Source organism: Pantoea cypripedii, from assembly GCF_002095535.1.
GTDB lineage: Bacteria > Pseudomonadota > Gammaproteobacteria > Enterobacterales > Enterobacteriaceae > Pantoea > Pantoea cypripedii.
The window spans coordinates 4244457-4264758 of the sequence record NZ_MLJI01000001.1; the positions used below are offsets into that span (position 1 = coordinate 4244457).

Annotated in this window: 17 protein-coding genes; 9 read left to right on the top strand and 8 right to left on the bottom strand. The window is 56.5% G+C overall.

Features of this window, described 5'->3' with window-relative positions:
* Positions 1-172 precede the first annotated feature (172 nt).
* Positions 173-415: a DUF1158 domain-containing protein gene (locus HA50_RS19870; RefSeq protein ID WP_084877774.1), complete on the top strand. Its 243-nt coding sequence runs from the start codon at positions 173-175 to the stop codon at positions 413-415.
* Here the strand turns inward: HA50_RS19870 and HA50_RS19875 are convergent.
* The gene (locus tag HA50_RS19875) at positions 405-1049 is read right to left on the bottom strand and encodes an FMN-dependent NADH-azoreductase (protein WP_084877776.1); all 645 of its coding nucleotides are present in this window, start codon (positions 1047-1049) and stop codon (positions 405-407) included. The two genes, HA50_RS19870 and HA50_RS19875, sit on opposite strands and share 11 nt — an antisense overlap.
* 81 nt (positions 1050-1130) lie before the next feature.
* Entirely contained in the window at positions 1131-2573 is a 1443-nt protein-coding gene (gene pdxR / locus HA50_RS19880; RefSeq protein WP_084877780.1) for a MocR-like pyridoxine biosynthesis transcription factor PdxR, read from the bottom strand.
* 64 nt (positions 2574-2637) lie between these two features.
* On the opposite strand from pdxR, the gene HA50_RS19885 reads away from it, so the two are divergent.
* Together HA50_RS19885 and mqo are read left to right on the top strand one after the other, a co-directional pair.
* Complete coding sequence (locus HA50_RS19885) at positions 2638-3093, top strand: carboxymuconolactone decarboxylase family protein (RefSeq protein WP_084877783.1); 456 nt, start codon at positions 2638-2640, stop codon at positions 3091-3093.
* Between the two features lie 510 nt (positions 3094-3603).
* On the top strand, positions 3604-5217 hold the full coding sequence (gene mqo / locus HA50_RS19890; protein WP_084877785.1) for a malate dehydrogenase (quinone): 1614 nt from the start codon (positions 3604-3606) through the stop codon (positions 5215-5217).
* A 686-nt stretch (positions 5218-5903) separates the two neighbouring features.
* Here the strand turns inward: mqo and HA50_RS19895 are convergent.
* Entirely contained in the window at positions 5904-6497 is a 594-nt protein-coding gene (locus HA50_RS19895; protein ID WP_084877788.1) for a LysE family translocator, read from the bottom strand.
* 135 nt (positions 6498-6632) lie between these two features.
* On the opposite strand from HA50_RS19895, the gene HA50_RS19900 reads away from it, so the two are divergent.
* A complete protein-coding gene (locus HA50_RS19900) occupies positions 6633-8123 on the top strand; it encodes an aminotransferase-like domain-containing protein (RefSeq protein WP_084877790.1) in 1491 nt (496 codons plus the stop codon).
* Here HA50_RS19900 and HA50_RS19905 read toward each other — a convergent pair.
* A complete protein-coding gene (locus tag HA50_RS19905) occupies positions 8090-8713 on the bottom strand; it encodes a glutathione S-transferase family protein (RefSeq protein ID WP_084877791.1) in 624 nt (207 codons plus the stop codon). The two genes, HA50_RS19900 and HA50_RS19905, sit on opposite strands and share 34 nt — an antisense overlap.
* A gap of 113 nt (positions 8714-8826) precedes the next feature.
* Here HA50_RS19905 and HA50_RS19910 point away from each other — a divergent pair, with 113 nt between their 5' ends.
* Positions 8827-9675: a PhzF family phenazine biosynthesis protein gene (locus HA50_RS19910; RefSeq protein WP_084877792.1), complete on the top strand. Its 849-nt coding sequence runs from the start codon at positions 8827-8829 to the stop codon at positions 9673-9675.
* A 74-nt stretch (positions 9676-9749) separates the two neighbouring features.
* Here HA50_RS19910 and HA50_RS19915 read toward each other — a convergent pair whose 3' ends face one another.
* Positions 9750-10508, bottom strand: a complete 759-nt coding sequence (locus tag HA50_RS19915; protein ID WP_084877793.1) for an SDR family NAD(P)-dependent oxidoreductase — start codon at positions 10506-10508, stop codon at positions 9750-9752.
* A gap of 115 nt (positions 10509-10623) precedes the next feature.
* Here HA50_RS19915 and HA50_RS19920 point away from each other — a divergent pair, with 115 nt between their 5' ends.
* From HA50_RS19920 to HA50_RS19930, 3 genes are all read left to right on the top strand, one after another.
* A complete protein-coding gene (locus tag HA50_RS19920) occupies positions 10624-11523 on the top strand; it encodes a LysR family transcriptional regulator (protein ID WP_084877794.1) in 900 nt (299 codons plus the stop codon).
* Between the two features lie 45 nt (positions 11524-11568).
* The gene (yhjD, locus tag HA50_RS19925) at positions 11569-12570 is read left to right on the top strand and encodes an inner membrane protein YhjD (protein ID WP_084877795.1); all 1002 of its coding nucleotides are present in this window, start codon (positions 11569-11571) and stop codon (positions 12568-12570) included.
* Positions 12571-12860: 290 nt separating this feature from the next.
* Positions 12861-14195 carry an MFS transporter gene (locus HA50_RS19930; RefSeq protein WP_084877796.1) on the top strand — a complete coding sequence of 445 codons (1335 nt, stop codon included), beginning with the start codon at positions 12861-12863 and terminating at the stop codon, positions 14193-14195.
* Positions 14196-14347: 152 nt separating this feature from the next.
* On the opposite strand, the gene ilvC is transcribed toward HA50_RS19930, so the two are convergent.
* Entirely contained in the window at positions 14348-15823 is a 1476-nt protein-coding gene (gene ilvC, locus HA50_RS19935) for a ketol-acid reductoisomerase (protein WP_084877798.1), read from the bottom strand.
* A gap of 160 nt (positions 15824-15983) precedes the next feature.
* On the opposite strand from ilvC, the gene ilvY reads away from it, so the two are divergent.
* Positions 15984-16865, top strand: coding sequence for an HTH-type transcriptional activator IlvY (ilvY, locus tag HA50_RS19940; protein ID WP_084877799.1), 882 nt, complete (start codon positions 15984-15986; stop codon positions 16863-16865).
* Here ilvY and ilvA read toward each other — a convergent pair whose 3' ends face one another.
* Entirely contained in the window at positions 16866-18413 is a 1548-nt protein-coding gene (ilvA, locus tag HA50_RS19945) for a threonine ammonia-lyase, biosynthetic (protein ID WP_084877800.1), read from the bottom strand. It abuts the gene before it with no gap.
* Positions 18414-18416: 3 nt separating this feature from the next.
* Positions 18417-20267: a dihydroxy-acid dehydratase gene (gene ilvD / locus HA50_RS19950; RefSeq protein ID WP_084877801.1), complete on the bottom strand. Its 1851-nt coding sequence runs from the start codon at positions 20265-20267 to the stop codon at positions 18417-18419.
* Positions 20268-20302 lie beyond the last annotated feature (35 nt).

Consider the following 20302-nt stretch of genomic DNA (forward strand, 5'->3'; position numbering starts at 1 on the left):
AGACAGTAAAATCATGGATTTAAGTATAGCAAAGGCTATAACTCTTAACTCTCGCTAAATATGTCGCTAAGTGAATGGAATAGAAGAAAATTATTGGGCCGACAACCCCGGGGATTGCACCCCGCCGGGCTTTGTGCGCTAATGCCCGCGCGATTTGCTGTGGAATTTTGCGATGAAAAATCCGTTAGAAACCCTGATTATCCCTGGTGGTATTCTGCTGCTGGGCTTCCTTTCTGCGCTGCTGCTGCCCGCACCGGCATTTAGCCTTGCGATGGCAAAGAGCCTGCAAACCCGGTTCCATTTGCAGGATCTTAATCAGCTTTACACCATTGTGTTTTGCCTGTGGTTTCTGCTGCTGGGCGCGATTGAGTTTTTCGTTATTCGCTTCGTCTGGCGTCGCTGGTTCAGGCAGTAACCACGGACCCGGCCCATTGCGACACCACCCCATCCAGATCGCGGTAGGCCTGGGCTAAACCGGCTTCGCGCGCGGCCTGGTCGGCAAACGCCAGCGGTTCCGCGTTAACAAACTGCGGAGCCTGAATGCCGATAAAACCGAAGGCGGCACGCAGCGCTGGAGTCAAGGCATCCATCTCTGCATAGGGCGAACCCGGTTGCAGGCTGGCTCCACGCGTGGTGATAAACAGCGCCTTCTGGCGCGTGAGATTGCCAATCACATTTTGTTGTTCATCAAAGTGATAAGTCAGATTGGTGCGGATGATGGCATCAATATAGGCTTTAAAAGCCGATGGCATACTCCAGTTGTACATCGGCATGGCGAACAATAAGGCATCGGCGTTGAGCAATTGCTCGCATAAGCGATCCGAATCCGCCAGCACGGCCTGCATACGTGGCGTGCGCTGCTCTTCTGGCGTGTAAGTCGCCTGCGCAAACTCTCCCGTAACATGGCTCACCGGATGCAAATCCAGATCGAGATAGTCCACCTGTAACTCAGGGGATTGCGCCTGCAAACGCTCAACAAAATAGCGACTCAGCGCACGCGAGTTGGATTTGGCGCCTTTCGGGCTCACATCGACATGTAACAATTTCATGGCTAAGGTTCCTCACTGATAACAATGAGGCGTACCTTAATCCTCAGGATGGACCCGAAAAAGGGTCAAGAATGCGTTTTTTTACTGGTCCATTCGCCTTTGATGAGCATCCACCAGCCATTTCAGCCGCTCGGCGCAGCGCGCAAAACCTTCTCGCGGTAGCTGGGTGACCCCCAGCAGGAAACCATATTGCCGCCCGGATTCATGCTGATACCAGATCGATAACGGCGATGGTGCCAGGCCATAGGCCAGCGCCTCACGCGCGATTTGCTGGTCTGGCGTGCCTGCCGCTAAACGGATAATCACCGCCAGCCCGGCACGCTGCACATCAGGAAAATGCGGACGTAACGCAGCGACAATCCCCTCCAGCCTTTCATGGTAGACCCGCTTCATACGCCGCAGATGGCGCAGGAAATGGCCCTCACGCAGGAACTCCGCCACCGCATCATGCAGCAACGCCGAGGACGCCGGAGCCAGTAAGGCGCAGGTATCGGCAAAGCGCGCCGCCAACGCCGGAGGCACCACCACAAAACCCAGGCGCAGGCTGGGGCTAAGGGTTTTGCTGAAGGTGCCGACATGGATCACCCGCCCTTCGTTATCGATCGCCGCCAGCGCCGGAGCAGCACGGCTGCCCAGCTGCAACTCTCCCAGATAATCATCTTCAATAATCCAGCGTTGCTGGCTGCTGGCCCAGGCCAGTAATGCCTGACGGCGCGGCAGCGACAGCGTGATACCCAGCGGAGCCTGCTGCCCTGCCGTCACCAGCGCAAACGCCGCGTCAGGTGCGCGTGCCACGCCCTCTGCCACCTGCAAACCCTCGCCATCGACCGGAATGCCTACCGGCGTCACATGCATCTGCTGCAACGCGGCCCGTGCCAGCATAAAACCGGGTTCTTCCATCCACGCCTGTTGGCCATGCAAGCCGAGCGCCAGCGCAATCAACCCAAGTGCGCCCGCATAGCCGTTGGTGATGAAGATCTGATTCGCCTGACATTGAATACCGCGCGCCACCGCCAGATAACCCACCAACGCCTGGCGCAGTGCCAGACTGCCGCGCGGATCGGGATAACCACGCGACTGGCTGGCCTGCTGTCGCGCCTGGCGTTGCAGTACGCGCGTCCAGACCTTAGCGGGGAAGGCGTCGCTGGCGGGCACTCCCATCTGAAAAGTGAGCGGTGGGGTGTCAAAGTCATAGATCATATCCAGCAGCGGCGATCCCGCTGCCGTAACCACCGCGCGTGGTGGCTGGGTCACCGCAACTGCTGCAACAAAGGTCCCCGCTGCCCCTTTTGCCACCAGCAGCTGGCTATCCACCAGCATGTCATAGGCGCGGCGCACCGTGCCACGGGCCACTCCCAGCTGCGCCGCCAAATCGCGGCAGGAAGGCAACCTGACCCCCGCCACCAGTTGCCCATCGTCAATCGCGCTGCTGATGACCTGCCGCAGTTGTTCGCTTAAACCCCGCGTATCCGCACGATCCAGCGTCAGCGCCAATGGGCCACTGTTTTTGTCATTTTTTGGCACTTTTGTTGCTCCATAAGGCGATGAACAATGCACCTGTCAACCATAACTGATTGAGGTGAGGAAAATGAGCCAGCGTATCGATTTTTACAGTACCGCTCCCGGCGCGATGAAAGCCCTGGGCGGCGTTTATAGCTATCTGTCACAAACTGACCTGTCGCACAGCCTGCTGGAGCTGGTTTTTCTGCGGGTTTCGCAGATCAACGGCTGCGCCTACTGCATCGACATGCATACCCAGGCGCTGCATAAAGCAGACATGCCGTGGCATAAAATCGTGTTAACCCAGGTATGGCATGAATCGGGGACGTTGTTTGACGCGCGTGAGCAGGCGGCGCTGGCGTGGGCAGAGAGTCTGACGCTGATTGCCAGCCAGGGCGCGCCGGATGCGCTGTTTACCCAGGTCAAAGCGGTATTTAGCGATAAGGAAATTGTTGATCTCAACGTGGCGATCGGCCTGATGAACACCTATAACCGGCTGGCGATCAGTCTGAAAAAATTACCCGACAGTGCACCGCGTGATTGAAAAATCTTCTGACGGGCGCGTCACTGCGCGCCCAAATTCGTTATCACACAAATGTAACATTATTTTTACACGAAATGGCGAAACATTGCGCAACATAAAAACCGCATAAAAAATCAAATTTTGTTAAAGCCAATATTTTCATTAACTTATAATTAACTCATTGGTGTTGCGACATTTCTGATCCCTACAACCCTCTCACAATATCGCAACATACCCCCTCTCGTAACCGTCTGATTAGGGGATAAAAATCCCTTATGACAAGCGGGTTGAACTGATTAATTCTTATGCTGAATCATTTCTGCATTTAAAAAATAAACAAACGTTTAATTCCGATACGAGAATGTTATATTCGAATGACTATGCATAACGTGCAGTTAACCGTTAGCACCCCCACGACTTAACCTGAGTCTTAACCTTTGAGAAACAGTACGACGCGCTCGAAAGAAGCGTGACTGTTTCGCCTGCGAACCTGTTGAACTTCAGGTCAACAGAGAGAGGAGATGTCGCCTCATGAGCAAAACTGCGGTAAATCTGGCGCTGGCAGTAAGCGCCGCTGGCATGGATAGCGCTAACTTTCAGGAGCGAAAAGACGTCGATGTGCTGTTGATTGGCGCTGGCGTGATGAGTGCTACCTTAGGCACCTGGTTGCAGGATCTGGAGCCGGACTGGTCAATTGAGATGGTCGAACGCCTGGCAACGGTGGCGGAAGAGTCTTCCAATGGCTGGAACAATGCCGGTACCGGCCATGCTGCACTGGCGGAGCTGAACTATACGCCGCAGAAGGCGGATGGCAGCATCGATATTGCTAAAGCGGTGGCAATCAACGAATCGTTCCAGATTTCCCGCCAGTTCTGGGCGTATCACGTGCAGAAAGGCAACCTGCGCAATCCGAAAAGCTTTATCCACAGTACGCCGCACATGAGTTTCGTCTGGGGCGACGATAACGTTGAATTTTTGCGCAAACGTTTCCACGCGTTGCAGAAAAGCACCCTGTTCCGCGGCATGGAATACTCGGAAGAACGCGAACAGATTTCTCAGTGGATCCCGCTGGTGATGAATGGCCGCGACAAAAAGCAGAAAGTGGCCGCCACCTGGACCGAAATGGGCACTGACGTGAACTTCGGTGAAGTCACGCGCCAGCTGATTACTTCGCTGGAGAAGAAAGCCAATTTCCGTCTGCGGATGCAGCAGGAAGTGCGTGATATTAAGCGCCTGAGCGATGGCCGCTGGCAGGTTAGCCTGTTCAATCTGGTCAGCGGCGAAAGCCGTCTGCTTACCACTCGCCAGCTGTTTATCGGCGCGGGCGGTGCGGCTCTGCCGCTGTTGCAGAAATCCGGTATCCCGGAAGTGAAAGGCTACGCCGGTTTCCCGGTGGGTGGTTCTTTCCTGGTGACGGAAAACCCGGAAGTGGTGCAGCAACATATGGCGAAGGTGTATGGCAAAGCCTCGGTCGGCGCACCGCCGATGTCAGTGCCGCACGTAGACACCCGCGTGCTGGATGGCAAGCAGGTACTGCTGTTTGGCCCGTTTGCCACCTTCTCCACCAAATTCCTCAAACAAGGCTCGCTGCTGGATATGTTCGGCGCGATGAACGGCAGCAACCTGATGCCGATGATGCAGGTTGGCCTGAAAAACTTCGATCTGGTGAAGTATCTGGTTGATCAGGTGCTGCAAAGCGACAGCGACCGTATGGAAGCCCTGCGTGCCTATGTGCCGCAGGCGAAGCAGGAAGACTGGCGTCTGGTGACGGCAGGCCAGCGCGTGCAGATCATCAAAAATGATGAGAAAGACGGCGGCGTGCTGCGTCTTGGCACCGAAGTGGTCACGTCTGAGGATGGTACGATTTCTGCGTTGCTGGGTGCCTCACCGGGTGCGTCAACGGCGGCGCCTATTATGCTGGAGCTGATGGCCAAAGCCTTCCCGGAGCAGATGCGTTCGCCTGAGTGGCAGACCAAAATCCGCGCGGTGCTGCCATCATGGGGCCGTAAGCTGAATGGTGATGTGGCACTGACCGAGAAAGTGCTGAGTGACACCAGCCGCGTGCTGCAACTTGATTATGCGCCGGTGACGCCGATGGCGGCGAACGACGAAGGACGCGAGACGGCCCACGTCGTGGGGAAGTGAGGCCTTAGCGGCGGGCTGGCTCGCCGGCAGCGGTCTGGCTCCGCAGGGGTTCCGCCCGCCAGGCTTTAGGCAGTTTCAGGGCCGCCGTGCAGGCGGACGGGCAAAGGTCCGAGGACGCGGACCTTTGCAATCCGCGCCATGCAGCGTCCTCGCGCAGCGCTACGCGCTGTTCCCTCGCTTATCACTCAGGCCTGACGGACCGCGCGGATTCGCCCTCCGTGGCTCATGCCGCGCTCTCGCCGCATCCTTGCGGCTCGTCCTGGCCTTCCCTCTGCACTCGGCGCTGCGAATGCCGCCAACACCGCCGTCTGCAAGACCATCTCATAAAAACAAACAACAAAAGAAAAACCAAAGACCGTCATCGCGGTTGCAGCGGGGGTGTGAGCGCCATCCGGACTCGCTGAGCGCGGGAGCGATTCCAGGATGAGCCGCAAGGATGCGGCGAAAGGCGGCGTTGAGCAGGAGCGAATCGACGCCGGTCCGTCGGAAGCGTGAGTAAGCGAAGGGACCGCGAAGCGGCGAGGAAGGCGGCGCAGGGCCGGGGAATGCAAAGGGGACGGCCAGGTCCCCTTTGCTCGGTCGCCGCACCGGCGAACTGAAACTGCCAGTGCCCATGGCGAACGAAATCACGCTATAGCGAACGAAACCAGCTCAGTGTAAAAACCCAGCCCAGTGCTAACGCAAAATCACACCGTAGCGAGCGAAATCGCGTCATATAACATCCATCCTGTTGTCGCCACCAGCGACAACGCCATCAAACTATTAAACGCCTGGCGCTTCCACGCCACCTGCAAATGGCTCCGCAACTGATCCCCCAGCGCCGCCCAAATCAAAATACAGGGCAGGTTAAGCAGCGCGAACCCCAGTACCACTGCCATCACTCCGTTGCTGTTGGCGTACATCAGCGCCACGTTGGTTGCCATCAGCCAGGCTTTAGGGTTCACCGCCTGAAAACAGGCCCCCGCCAGAATGGTCATCGGACGTGCGCTTTCCCGCACTTCCGGTGCGCCCGCGCGAAAAAGCTTCCATGACAGCCAAAGTAAATAACCACATCCCACCAGCGTCAGCGGCAGGCGCACCGCGCTCATCCAGCTCAGCAACACCTCCAGCGCCATCCCCGCCAGTACCACCTGCACCGCACACCCCAGCATAATGCCGAACACCATCGGCAGGGTGCGCTTCAGGCCAAAATTGACCCCGGAGGTGGCGAGCAGCAGATTATTCGGACCCGGTGTGATCGACATAACGGTGACATAACTGAAAAAAGAGGGATCGAGCATGATGCAGTTCCTGATTGGTCAACATGACTTCATGCTAATCGTGACGGAACGATGGAAACAGAGACACAAAATGACTATTGTTATGGTTACAGTTTGCCAGAAAATCAATTGTACCCATCATGTGTGGAGGCTTTTGTGTCCCTTCCTCTTTCGACCGGTCAAACGCTGTATCAGCAGCTGGCCGATAGCTTTGCCGAGTCCATCCATCAGGGCACCCTCAAGCCCGGTAAACGCTTACCCGCAATTCGCCGCGTGGCGCAATCGCATCAGGTGAGTATCAATACCGTGCTGAATGCCTGGCAAATCCTGGAAGATCGCGGCCTGATTGAAGCACGACCGCAGTCCGGGTATTACGTGCGCACCGTATTGCCTGCGGTGACGCGCCCGGTGCAGAAACTGCGGGCGAAAGAGGATGATCCCAGTGCTCAAAAGCTGGAACTGATTGAGCAGGTGTTCGCCGCGCAGAATAACCCGGATTACACCAACATCTCGCTGGCGTGCCCCCAGGATAGCGAACTGTTTCCCGCCGCCCGGCTGAGTCGTATTACCGCTTCGCTGCTGCGACGTGATCCGGACCTTATCGGGCGCTACGTGCTTCCGCCCGGTAGTAAGCGCTTACGGGAGGAGATTGCCCGCCGCAGCCTGCATGTCGGTATCAATCTGACAGTAGATGACATCACCCTCACCCACGGCTGCATGGAAGCGTTGCAACTGGCGCTGCGGGCAGTCACCAAACCTGGCGACTGCGTCGGGCTGGAATCGCCCACCTACTTCTTTCTCTTCCCGCTGCTGGCCTCGCTGGGCTTGAAGGCGCTGGAGATCCCTACCGACCCGCAGCAGGGATTGTCGCTGGATGCGCTGGAGATGCTGCTACAGGAACAACGGATTCAGGCGCTGATCGCCATGCCGGGGGCGCAGAATCCCCTCGGCTACGTGATGCCGCTGGCAAATAAGAAGCGTCTGGCGAAGTTGGTAAACACTTACCATCTTCCACTGATCGAAGATGGTTTGTACGATGAATTGCAGTTTGACTGGCCGTTATCGCCGCCGGTTAAGGCGTTCGATAGCGAGGGCTGGGTGATTTATTGCACCAGTTTTACCAAAACCGTGGCACCGGATTTCCGCGTGGGATGGACCGCTGCCGGGCGTTTTCACGAGAAAATTGCCCGGCTGAAGGCGGTGTCGTCGATGTCGGAGTCGCGTCTGCTGAGCGAAGTGCTGGCGGAATTTCTTGCCAGTGGCGGTTACGATCACCATCTGCGCACGCTACGTCGCCGCTATGCCGCCAATCTGGATGCAGCGCGCGGCATTATCGCCCGACATTTTCCCCAGGGCACCCGCGCTACCCTGCCGCGCGGCGGCTTTGTGTTTTGGGTCGAACTGCCGGGCAAAGTCGATACCGTGGAGATGTTTCAACGGCTGTTGCAGGAGCAAATTTGTCTCACGCCGGGTGCGCTTTATTCGCTGAGCGAACGCTACACCCATGCGCTGCGCCTCTCCTGCTGCTACCCGTTCGATGCGCGTTATACCTGGGCGCTGGAACGTACCGGCGCGCTGGCCTGTGAATTAAGCGGCCTACCGCCGGGTCAGGATCAGGGCGTGCCGTTGCGACCCCAGGTGGTGTAGCCTTCGCGCTCAGTGAGACGTTCGTAATAGGTGCGCACCGCCGGTAGATCGGCATGTTCGAGCGGGGTTTCAAACCAGCGGTTCACCGCCAGACCAACCGGAATATCCGCCAGCGTGAAGTTGCGCCCTGCGACGTAGCGCCCGGTTTTTTCCAGCTGCTGGTTGAGAATGCCCATGGTGTGGTTCCAGCCTTTGCAGGCGGCGGCCAGCAGGCGTTCATCCTGATGTGCCGGAGAATTGCGCACCAGAGACATAAACGCGTAGCGCCATGAAGTGTTAAGTTCAGTAGCCTGCCAGTCGGTCCATTGATCGATCGGCGCGCGGGTGCGCGGATTTTCCGGGTAAAGCCATTCGCCGCCGTAGCTGGTGGCGAGATAACGCAGGATGGCATTGGATTCCCACATGACAAAATCGTCTTCGATGATCACCGGGATCATGGCATTGGGATTGAGCGCCATAAATTCAGGCGAGTGCAGCGATTTATTTTCATCACCCCAAACTTCATGCTCGTAAGGAATATCCAGCTCTGCACACAGCCACAAAACTTTGCGCACATTAATTGATGATGTGCGGCCAAGAATTTTTAACATAGCGAACTCCGGTTGCATAATTGTTAATCTATTCATAGCCCTATTGATTACCTTTAGCAATCAACATCATGTAAATCCGGATTTCAGACCACCTCAACGAGGAAGGAGTGACAATGAAGGTCGCGTTTAAACAAGTGGATGTCTTTACTTCATCAGCCTTTCGCGGTAACCCGCTGGCGGTAATTATGGATGCGCAGGGACTCAGTGATGCGCAGCTGGCTGCCATTGCGCGCTGGACCAATTTGTCGGAAACCACCTTTGTACTGCCGCCCGAAGATGCCGCGGCGGATTATCGCGTGCGTATCTTTACCCCCGGCGGCGAGCTGCCGTTTGCCGGGCATCCCACGCTCGGCACAGCTCATGCCTTGCTGGAGGCGGGCTGGCCGCTGAAAACACCGGGTAAAATCGTGCAGGAATGCGGGGTCGGGCTGGTTGAGGTCAACATCAGCGCCGATGGCGCCCTGGCGTTTGCCGCTCCGGCTGCTACCCTCACGCCGTTCGAGGATGCCCTGATCGGCAGCGCCATCAATAGCGATGCGCTGGATACGGCACAGTCACCGACGGTGGTGGATATGGGAATTCGCTGGCTGCTGCTGCCGATGACCAGTGCCCAGGCGGTGCGGGAGATTCGGGCTAATCCCAGCGATCTGCAACGTCTGCAAAAACATGCGAAGGTGAATGGCATCGCCCCGTTCGGACCTTTACCACAGGGAGAAGGCGAGCAGTATGAAATCCGCGCCCTGTTTATCGAGAACGGTATCCTGGTGGAAGATCCGGTAACTGGCAGCGCCAACGCCTGTCTGGCGCGCTATTTTGCCGCGCAGGGGCATACCGCTGACTATCGCGCCCGCCAGGGTAGCGTGATTCAGCGTGACGGACGTATTCAGGTAAGTTTCACGCCAGAGGCGATCTGGATTGGTGGTCAGACGGTGACGGTCATCGCAGGTACCATTGAACTCTAAGGCACCGCTGTAAATTGCGCGATAAATCGCGCCGCAACAAACCGAAGCGGCGCAATTTATTGCGCGGGTTTTGATTACAGCGCCTGGCCGCCTGAGGCTTCGATACGCTGGGCGGTGATCCAGCCGGTTTCATCGCTCAGAATCGCACTGACGGCATCGCCGATATCATCCGGCAGGCCTACGCGTCCCAGCGCGGTGAGTGAGGCGATGGTGTCGTTGATTTCTTTGGTGTCACGCACGCGGCCACCGCCGAAGTCAGTTTCAATCGCTCCCGGTGCCAGGATATTGACGCGGATACCACGTTCGCCCAGTTCCTTCGCCTGGTAGCGCGTCAGCACTTCCATCGCCCCTTTCATTGAGGCATAGGTGCCGGAACCCGGATAGGTGATGCGCGTCAGACCGCTGGAGATATTCAGAATGCGGCCTCCATCGATAATCAGCGGCAGCAGCTTCTGCGTCAGGAAGTACGGGCCTTTAAAATGCACGTTGACCAGGGCATCGAACTCATCTTCCGTGGTCTCGCTGAACAGCTTGTAATGACCGTGACCGGCGTTGTTCACTAAATAATCAAAGTTGTCACGCTGCCACAGCTTTTGCAGCGTCTCTTTAACCTGGTCTTTGAACCCCTCAAACTGACGGATATCACCGACATCCAGCAACAGCGCGGCGGCACGGGCACCCAGCGCTTCAATTTCCTTCACCACCGCCTGCGCTTCTTCCTGATGGCTGCGATACGTGAAAATGATATCCGTGCCTTTCGCCGCCAGTTTTAGTGCGGCATTCTTACCTAAACCGCGGTTGCCACCAGTAATCAACGCAATTTTGTGACTCATGATTCGCTCCTGTTGCAAAATTGAACACGTTTAAAGGATATTCTCTGAAGTCTGATCTATAAACTCGTTGTAATGCGCTGCACTGTTTCACTAACAACAACAATCGGTGAACAACATGGATAAAATTCACGCAATGCAGGTTTTTGTGCGGGTGGCGGAAATGGGCAGTTTTACCCGCGCGGCAGAAAGTCTCGGTTTGCCGAAAGGCAGCGTATCGCGTCAGTTGCAGGCGCTGGAAAATCAAATGGGTACACGGCTGCTGCATCGCACCACGCGTCGTGTCCACCTCACTCAGGATGGGCTGGTTTATTACGATCGCTGCCTCGATTTGCTGTCGATGCTGGATGATATGGACAGCCTGTTTCAGCATGATCCGGCGACGCTCAGCGGCAAACTGCGCGTGGATATGTCGGTTGCGATGGCCACCGGTTTTATCCTGCCGCGCCTGCCGGAGTTTTTGCAGCACTATCCTGGTATCGAGATTGAGCTTAGCAGCAGCGATCGCCAGGTGGATGTGATCCGTGAGGGATTTGACTGCGTTATCCGCGTCGGTGAACTGAAAGATTCCGGCCTGATCGCCCGTAAAATCGGAACTCATGCCTTGATTAACTGCGCCAGCCCCAATTACCTTTCCCGCTTCGGCAGGCCGGTACGGCTGGAAGATTTGTCACAACACGCGATGGTGCATTACACCCAGCAGCTGGGGCAGCCATCAACGGGCTTTGAATATTTCGATGGCAAACAAAGCCATTTCATTCAGACCGGCGGTGTAGTGACGGTGAACAGCACCGAAACCTATCGCGCCGCCTGTATCGCCGGGCTGGGCATTATTCAGGTTCCCGCCATTGGCGTGCAGCCGTTGCTGGAATCCGGGCAACTGGTGGAAGTGTTGCATCACTTCCCAGCCAAACCGATGCCGATCTCCCTGCTCTATCCACACCGGCGCAATGTGGCACGACGCGTGCGGGTGTTTATGGAGTGGCTGAGCCAGGTCCTGCAGGAGTACGTGACCTGACGGGCTATAATTAACATTTCGCAGTGAACAGGATGATGAACGTCTATGACAGACAAAGATAATCAGCAGCAGGCGGCTGGACCAAAGCCGCTGATCGATCTCAAAACCGGTAACCAGCATGTGGACCGCTCGATTGTACGCGTCTCGCGGTTCGCTGCCTGGTTTCAGGCCATCCCGGCGGTGGCGCATTTTCTGCGCGCGCTGGAGCGATTCAACGATCGCCTCGGTAGCCAGTTTGGTGCCGCCATTACCTATTTTTCGTTTCTCTCATTGATACCGATTTTGATGGTCTCCTTTGCGGCGGTGGGCTTTGTGCTGGCGTCGAATCAGGATTTACTCACGGAGTTGATCAACAAAATCGTTAACAGTATCAGCGACCCTAATCTGGCCAATACCCTGAAAAGCACCGTCAACACGGCTATTCAGCAGCGCGCCACCGTCGGCCTGACCGGGTTGTTATTGGCGCTGTATTCCGGGATTAACTGGATGGGGAATCTGCGCGAGGCGATTCGTGCACAGTCCCGTGATGTGTGGGAGCGTAAACCGGACGATCAGGAGAAGTTCTGGAAAAGATACATTCGCGACTTTATCTCGCTTACCGGCCTGATGCTGGCGCTGGTGATCACCCTGTCACTCACCTCGGTCGCCGGTGCCGCCCAGGCCGCGATAGTGCACGCGCTGGGGCTGGATCATATTGAGTGGCTGCGTCCGGCGATGACCGTCATTGCACTGGCCATCTCCATCTTTGCTAACTATCTGCTGTTTCTGTGGATTTTCTGGATCCTGCCGCGCCACAAGCCGCGCAAGAAAGCGTTGTTCCGCGGCACGCTGCTGGCCGCCATTGGTTTTGAGGTGATTAAGTTTGTCATGACAATTACCCTGCCGAAGCTGGCGACATCCCCATCTGGTGCAGCTTTCGGTTCGGTGTTGGGTCTGATGGCCTTTTTCTACTTTTTTGCGCGTCTGACGCTGTTCTGCGCAGCCTGGATCGCCACCGCCAGATACAAGGACGATAAAGAAATGCCGCAGCCCCACCAGCAACAGTAAACTGCCGCAGTTCGTTACATTTGCCGCAACAGCAAAAAATGTTTCCCGCAGACTGTTTTTACGGCAAAAGACAGCAGGAATCGCTAAAGGGTCACTTTTATTTGGCCCTTTTGCAGAGATTCCCGCCAAAAAACCGGCTGTAACCCTTTCCATTCGCCGCCGATGGCGTGAACTCAGAAATTATCCTCTTTTTCGCCGAAAAAGCCTGTTATGACGCGGTTTTTCGCCATTGAATGACGCAATACAGGTGCGTAAGATTCTTTGTTTCTATTTACAATTAAGAAACAGTTATGCAAGCCTCCATCACCGAATCAATCGACAAAAAACAAGACGACACGCCGGTCAATTCGCGCGGCAAAGTGGTCGTTGCGTCTCTTGTCGGCACCGCCATCGAATTTTTCGATTTTTATATTTACGCCACTGCGGCGGTTATTGTTTTTCCTCATATTTTCTTCCCACAGGGCGATGCCACGGTCGCAACGCTCCAGTCGCTGGCGACTTTCGCCATCGCGTTTGTGGCGCGTCCGATCGGTTCTGCCGTGTTTGGCCACTTTGGTGACCGCGTGGGCCGTAAAGCCACCCTGGTGGCTTCACTGCTGACCATGGGGGTTTCTACCGTGGTGATCGGCCTGCTGCCGGGTTATCAGACCATTGGCGTGGCCGCACCGCTGCTGCTGGCACTGGCGCGTTTTGGTCAGGGCCTGGGCCTGGGTGGTGAGTGGGGTGGCGCAGCGTTGCTGGCGACCGAAAATGCCCCGGCAAAAAAACGTGCCCTTTACGGTTCATTCCCACAGCTGGGCGCACCGATTGGCTTCTTCTTCGCTAACGGCACCTTCCTGCTGCTCTCCTGGCTGCTGACTGACGAACAGTTCATGCAGTGGGGCTGGCGCGTACCCTTCATTCTCTCTGCGGTGCTGGTGATTATTGGCCTGTATGTGCGCGTCTCGCTCAACGAAAGCCCGGTGTTTGCCAAAGTTAAGAAAGAGAAGAAACAGGTGCGTGTGCCGATTGGCACGCTGCTGAGCAAGCATCTGCTGGCTACCATTCTCGGCACCTTTATCATGCTGGCCACTTACACGCTGTTCTATATCATGACCGTGTATTCCATGAGCTACGGTACTGCACCTGCGCCGGTGGGCCTCGGTTACTCACGTAACAGCTTCCTGTGGATGCTGATGGTAGCGGTGATTGGTTTTGGTGTGATGGTACCGATTGCTGGCCTGCTGGCAGACCGTTTTGGTCGTCGCAAAACCATGATCACCATTACCCTGATGATTATCGCCTTTGCCTTTATGTTCCCGGCGCTGCTTGGTTCTGGTTCTCAGGTGCTGGTGATGGGCTTCCTGCTGCTCGGCCTGAGCATTATGGGCCTGACATTTGGCCCGATGGGTGCGCTGCTGCCGGAACTGTTCCCGACCGAAGTGCGTTATACCGGTGCTTCCTTCTCGTATAACCTGTCGTCGATTCTCGGTGCCTCCGTTGCGCCTTATATCGCCACCTGGCTGAACGCTAACTATGGTTTGCAGGCGGTCGGTTTCTATCTGGCTTCGATGGCGGCATTGACACTGATTGCGCTGATTGCCTGTAAAGAGACCAGCCATCAGACGCTTTATGAAGCGGTTTGATGCGGTTGATGTGGTAAATGCGAAACCCGGCTCTGGCCGGGTTTTTTATTGCCTGAAACCGCGCGATAAATCGCGCCGCCACGGGTGATGAGATATAAAAAAACCCCGGCAAGCCGGGGTTTTTCGTTGCTGAAAACTGTGTTGCGTACCGATTAACCGGCAACCGCGATACGTTTCATATCGGTCATGTAGCCACGCAGTTTGCGGCCAACTGCTTCGATCGGATGCTGACGAATCGCTTCGTTGACATCACGCAGCTGGGCGTTGTCTACCTGAGTACCTTCCACTGCTTTGCCCAGGTCGCCCGGTTGCAGGGTGGTCATGAACTCTTTCAGCAGCGGAACCGCCGCGAAGGAGAACAGGTAGTTGCCGTATTCTGCGGTATCAGAGATAACCACGTTCATTTCATACAGACGCTTACGTGCGATGGTGTTAGCAATCAGCGGCAGCTCATGCAGTGATTCGTAGTAAGCTGACTCTTCGATGATGCCCGCGTCGATCATGGTTTCAAACGCCAGCTCAACGCCCGCTTTAACCATCGCAACCATCAGAACACCTTTGTCGTAGTATTCCTGCTCTTCGATTTTACCTTCGAACTGTGCTGCGGTTTCGAACGCGGTTTTACCGGTCTCTTCACGCCAGGTCAGCAGGTTTTTGTCGTCGTTAGCCCAGTCAGCCATCATGCCAGAAGAGAATTCACCGGAGATGATGTCATCCATGTGTTTCTGGAACAGCGGAGCCATGATGCCTTTCAGCTGCTCAGACAACGCATAAGCACGGACTTTAGCCGGGTTAGACAGGCGATCCATCATCAGGGTGATGCCGCCGAACTTCAATGATTCGGTGATGGTTTCCCAGCCGAACTGAATCAGTTTCTCAACATAAGCCGCATCGTGACCTTCCGCCACCAGCTTGTCGAAGCACAGCAGAGAACCTGCCTGCAGCATGCCGCACAGAATGGTCTGCTCACCCATCAGGTCAGATTTCACTTCTGCAACGAAGGAAGATTCCAGCACGCCCGCACGGTCACCACCGGTGGCAGAAGCCCAGGCTTTCGCAATCGCCATGCCTTCGCCTTTCGGATCGTTTTCCGGGTGAACCGCGATCAGCGTCGGCACACCGAAACCACGCTTGTATTCTTCACGAACTTCAGTACCCGGGCACTTCGGTGCAACCATCACCACGGTGATGTCTTTACGGATAGTTTCGCCCACTTCAACGATGTTGAAACCGTGTGAGTAGCCCAGTGCTGCGCCGTCTTTCATCAGCGGCTGTACTGCCTGAACCACCGCAGAGTGCTGTTTGTCCGGCGTCAGGTTAACCACCAGGTCCGCCTGAGGAACCAGCTCTTCGTAAGTACCCACTTTGAAGCCGTTATCGGTCGCTTTGCGGAAAGAGGCACGTTTCTCAGCAATCGCTTCAGCACGCAGTGCGTAAGACACATCCAGGCCAGAGTCGCGCATGTTCAGACCCTGGTTCAGGCCCTGAGCACCACAGCCAACGATGACCACTTTTTTCCCTTTCAGGAAGCTTGCGCCATCCGCGAATTCATCGCGAGCCATGAAACGACATTTGCCTAACTGCGCTAACTGGTTGCGCAGATTCAATGTGTTGAAGTAGTTAGCCATGGGTACTCCGGTTTGATGTTGTGTTTGTTTTGTTCAGTAACGACGTCATCAGTAGCGCCGCGAATGACCCCATCATATGACAGGAAATCTGTTGCTTAAATTGATATATTAACAACGCCACATTGCAGGATTTGCAATATTACTTTGAGGTTACCCGCGCATGGATTTACGAGACCTGAAACTCTTCCTCCATCTGGCCGAAAGCTGCCACTTTGGCCGCACGGCGCGTGCCATGCATGTGAGTCCGTCCACCTTGTCGCGCCAGATCCAGCGGCTGGAAGAGGATGTCGGCCACGCGCTGTTTCTGCGTGATAACCGCACTGTGACGCTGACCGAAGCCGGTGAACGGCTGCGTCAGTTCGCCCAGCAAACCCTGCTGCAATATCAGCAACTGCGTCATGTGATGGACCTGAACGGCCCGTCTCTCAGTGGCGAGCTGCGCCTGTTCTGCTCGGTAACAGCGGCTTACAGCCATCTGCCACCGATCCTCGATCGCTTTCGTGCCGAGCATCCCCAGGTAGAAATTAAACTCACCACCGGTGATGCGGCAGATGCGATCGAGATGGTGCAATCCGGTGAAGCCGATCTGGCGATTGCCGGTCGCCCGGAATCGCTACCCGCCAGCATAGATTTTACGCCACTCGGGCTGATTCCGCTGGTGCTGATCGCCCCGGCGCTGCCCTGCCCGGTGCGCAGCCAGGCGACACAGGATGAACCTGACTGGTCCCTGATCCCGTTTATCCTGCCGGAACAAGGGCCTGCGCGACGTGGTATTGATTTGTGGTTCCGCCGCCGCCGTATCCCCAATCCGCTGATTTATGCCACGGTATCGGGCCATGAAGCGATTGTGTCGATGGTCGCGTTGGGTTGCGGCATTGCCCTGCTGCCGGATGTGGTGCTGGAAAACAGCCCGGAGCCGGTGCGTAATCGCGTGCTGGTGCTGGAGAATGTCGAGTCGGTTGCGCCGCTGGAACTGGGCGTGTGCGTACAAAAAAAGCGGCTCGGAGAGCCGCTTATCAATGCTTTCTGGAACCTGCTGTAGTTACTGACCCGCGAGGAAGAAGCGGAACGCCGGGTTATTGGCTTCATCGTGGAAGTCATAACCCAGCGCCATGAGATGCTCCTCAAAGCGCGGCTCATCCTCACCCAGCTCAAACGCCGCCAGCACACGACCATAATCCGTACCGTGACTGCGATAGTGGAATAGCGAGATATTCCAGTGCGTACCGAGCGTTTGCAGGAACTTCAGCAACGCGCCGGGCGCTTCCGGGAATTCAAAGCTGAACAAACGTTCGCGCAACGGTTTGGAGGGACGACCACCCACCATGTAGCGGACGTGCAGTTTGGCCATCTCATCGTCGGACAGATCCACCACGTTATAGCCACCCTGCGTCAGCTGGCTGATGATTTCACTGCGCTCCTCCAGCCCGCGCGTTAAACGCACGCCGACGAAGATGCAGGCGTTGTCAGCATCCGCGTAACGATAGTTGAACTCGGTCACTGACCGGCCACCCAGCGTCTGGCAAAACTTCAGGAAGCTGCCCTGCTGCTCAGGAATGGTCACCGCCAGCAGAGCTTCACGCTGCTCGCCCAGCTCGCAACGCTCGGAAACGTAGCGCAGACCGTGGAAATTCACGTTCGCTCCGGAGAGGACGTGCGCCAGACGTTCGCCTTTGATGTTGTGCTGCTGGATGTATTTCTTCATCCCGGCCAGCGCCAGCGCCCCGGAAGGCTCCGCCACCGCACGTACATCTTCGAATAAATCCTTCACCGCCGCGCAGATGGCATCGCTATCCACGGTGATGATGTCGTCGATATATTCCTGGCACAGACGGAAGGTTTCGTCGCCGATACGCTTCACCGCCACGCCTTCAGCAAACAACCCCACACGCGCCAGATCGACCGGATGGCCGGCATCCAGCGCCGCTTTCAGGCAGGCAGAATCTTCGGATTCGACGGCGATCACTTTGATCTGCGGCATCAGCTGCTTGATCAACACCGCTACACCGGCCGCCAGACCGCCGCCGCCCACTGGCACGAACACGCGATCAAGATGCGCATCCTGTTGCAGCAGTTCCATCGCCAGCGTCCCCTGTCCGGCGATCACCGCCGGATGGTCAAACGGTGGCACGAAGGTGTAACCCTGCTGCTCCGCCAGTTCAATCGCCTTGGCTTTCGCCTCGTCGAAGTTGGCTCCATAGAGGTAAGCCTCACCGCCAAATGCGCGCACTGCATCAACCTTGATATCTGCCGTAGCCAACGGCATCACAATCAGTGATTTGATGCCAAGCTTGCTGGCCGAGAGCGCCACGCCCTGCGCATGGTTACCGGCTGATGCCGTCACCACGCCGCGCGCTTTTTGCTCTTCGTTCAGCCCGGCAATCATCGCGTAAGCCCCGCGCAGCTTAAAGCTGTGCACCGGCTGACGATCTTCCCGCTTCACCAGAATGGTGTTGCCAAGACGCGATGAAATTTTTTCCATTTTCTGTAACGGCGTCACCTGGGCGATTTCATACACCGGTGAACGCAATACCGCGCGCAAATACTCCGCGCCGCAGGGCGCCGCGGGTAGCGGTTGAGACTCAGCCATCTGTTAGCCTCCCAGCTTGGACTTATCGCGCACCGCGCCTTTGTCAGCGCTGGTCGCGAGTGATGCGTAAGCACGCAGTGCGAAGGAAACCTGACGCTCACGGCCATGCGGCGTATACGCCTCATCGCCACGCGCTTCTTCCTCTTCACGACGGGCGTGCAGTTCGTTTTCCGGTACCGCCAGCTTGATGCCACGGTTAGGGATGTCGATTTCAATCATATCGCCGTCTTTCACCAGCGCGATGGTGCCGCCGCTGCCAGCTTCCGGTGACGCGTGACCGATGGACAGACCTGAAGTACCGCCAGAGAAACGGCCATCGGTGATCAGTGCGCAGCTTTTGCCGAGGCCCATCGATTTCAGGTAGGTAGTCGGATACAGCATTTCCTGCATGCCCGGTCCGCCTTTCGGCCCTTCGTAACGAATCACCACCACATCGCCAGCGACAACCTTACCGCCGAGGATGGCTTCTACTGCATCATCCTGGCTTTCGTAAACTTTGGCCGGACCTTTGAAGGTCAGGATTTCTTTATCCACGCCAGCGGTTTTCACGATACAGCCGTCTTCCGCCAGGTTGCCGTACAGGACCGCCAAACCGCCATCCTGCGAGAACGCGAATTCACGGGTACGGATACATCCTTCCTGACGGTCGTCATCCAGCGTATCCCAGCGGCAATCCTGCGAGAAAGCCTGGGTGGTACGAATACCTGCCGGGCCCGCGCGGAACATTTTCTTCACCGCTTCGTCTTTGGTCAGCATGATGTCGTACTGATCCAGCGTTTCGCGCAGGTTCAGACCCAGCACGTTGCGCACGTCGGTGTGCAGCAGACCGGCACGATCCAGCTCACCGAGGATACCGATGACGCCACCGGCACGGTGTACGTCTTCCATGTGATATTTCTGGGTGCTCGGTGCCACTTTGCACAGGTGCGGCACTTTGCGCGACAGACGGTCGATATCGGAAATGTTGAAGTCGATTTCGCCTTCCTGCGCCGCAGCCAGCAGGTGCAGTACGGTGTTGGTGGAACCGCCCATGGCGATATCCAGCGTCATGGCGTTTTCAAAGGCCGCTTTGTTGGCGATGTTGCGCGGCAGCACACGGGCATCATCCTGCTCGTAATATTGCTTGGTCAGGTTAACGATGCGCTTACCGGCATTGATAAACAGATCTTTGCGGTCAGCGTGGGTCGCCAGCAGCGAGCCGTTACCCGGCTGCGACAGGCCCAGCGCTTCGGTCAGGCAGTTCATCGAGTTGGCGGTGAACATACCAGAACAGGAGCCACAGGTCGGACAGGCGGAACGCTCGATTTGCTCGCTATCGGCGTCGCTGACGTTCGGGTTAGCACCCTGAATCATCGCATCCACCAGATCCAGCTTGATGATTTTGTCAGACAGTTTGGTTTTACCCGCTTCCATCGGGCCGCCGGAAACAAAGATCACCGGGATGTTGAGGCGCAGTGAAGCCATCAGCATGCCGGGGGTGATTTTGTCGCAGTTGGAGATGCAGACCATCGCATCGGCACAGTGGGCGTTAACCATGTACTCGACGGAGTCAGCAATCAGCTCGCGCGAAGGCAGTGAATACAGCATGCCGCCATGACCCATGGCGATACCGTCATCCACTGCAATGGTGTTGAACTCTTTAGCCACACCACCAGCCGCTTCGATTTGTTCAGCGACCAGTTTGCCGAGATCGCGCAGGTGGACGTGGCCTGGCACGAATTGGGTGAATGAGTTGACCACGGCGATAATCGGCTTACCGAAATCGGCGTCGGTCATTCCTGTCGCGCGCCACAAGGCACGGGCACCCGCCATGTTACGGCCATGGGTGGTGGTGGCGGAACGGTACTTAGGCATGCTCTATTTACTCCAGTAAGAAAGGGCACGCGGAC

What these genes read in the sequence shown, in the direction of transcription:
- HA50_RS19870 (WP_084877774.1), top strand. Translation starts at nt 173, where the DNA reads ATGAAAAATCCGTTAGAAACCCTGATTATCCCTGGTGGTATTCTGCTG.
- HA50_RS19875 (WP_084877776.1), bottom strand. Translation starts at nt 1,049, where the DNA reads ATGAAATTGTTACATGTCGATGTGAGCCCGAAAGGCGCCAAATCCAAC.
- HA50_RS19885 (WP_084877783.1), top strand. Translation starts at nt 2,638, where the DNA reads ATGAGCCAGCGTATCGATTTTTACAGTACCGCTCCCGGCGCGATGAAA.
- mqo (WP_084877785.1), top strand. Translation starts at nt 3,604, where the DNA reads ATGAGCAAAACTGCGGTAAATCTGGCGCTGGCAGTAAGCGCCGCTGGC.
- HA50_RS19895 (WP_084877788.1), bottom strand. Translation starts at nt 6,497, where the DNA reads ATGCTCGATCCCTCTTTTTTCAGTTATGTCACCGTTATGTCGATCACA.
- HA50_RS19905 (WP_084877791.1), bottom strand. Translation starts at nt 8,713, where the DNA reads ATGTTAAAAATTCTTGGCCGCACATCATCAATTAATGTGCGCAAAGTT.
- HA50_RS19910 (WP_084877792.1), top strand. Translation starts at nt 8,827, where the DNA reads ATGAAGGTCGCGTTTAAACAAGTGGATGTCTTTACTTCATCAGCCTTT.
- HA50_RS19915 (WP_084877793.1), bottom strand. Translation starts at nt 10,508, where the DNA reads ATGAGTCACAAAATTGCGTTGATTACTGGTGGCAACCGCGGTTTAGGT.
- HA50_RS19920 (WP_084877794.1), top strand. Translation starts at nt 10,624, where the DNA reads ATGGATAAAATTCACGCAATGCAGGTTTTTGTGCGGGTGGCGGAAATG.
- yhjD (WP_084877795.1), top strand. Translation starts at nt 11,569, where the DNA reads ATGACAGACAAAGATAATCAGCAGCAGGCGGCTGGACCAAAGCCGCTG.
- HA50_RS19930 (WP_084877796.1), top strand. Translation starts at nt 12,861, where the DNA reads ATGCAAGCCTCCATCACCGAATCAATCGACAAAAAACAAGACGACACG.
- ilvC (WP_084877798.1), bottom strand. Translation starts at nt 15,823, where the DNA reads ATGGCTAACTACTTCAACACATTGAATCTGCGCAACCAGTTAGCGCAG.
- ilvY (WP_084877799.1), top strand. Translation starts at nt 15,984, where the DNA reads ATGGATTTACGAGACCTGAAACTCTTCCTCCATCTGGCCGAAAGCTGC.
- ilvA (WP_084877800.1), bottom strand. Translation starts at nt 18,413, where the DNA reads ATGGCTGAGTCTCAACCGCTACCCGCGGCGCCCTGCGGCGCGGAGTAT.
- ilvD (WP_084877801.1), bottom strand. Translation starts at nt 20,267, where the DNA reads ATGCCTAAGTACCGTTCCGCCACCACCACCCATGGCCGTAACATGGCG.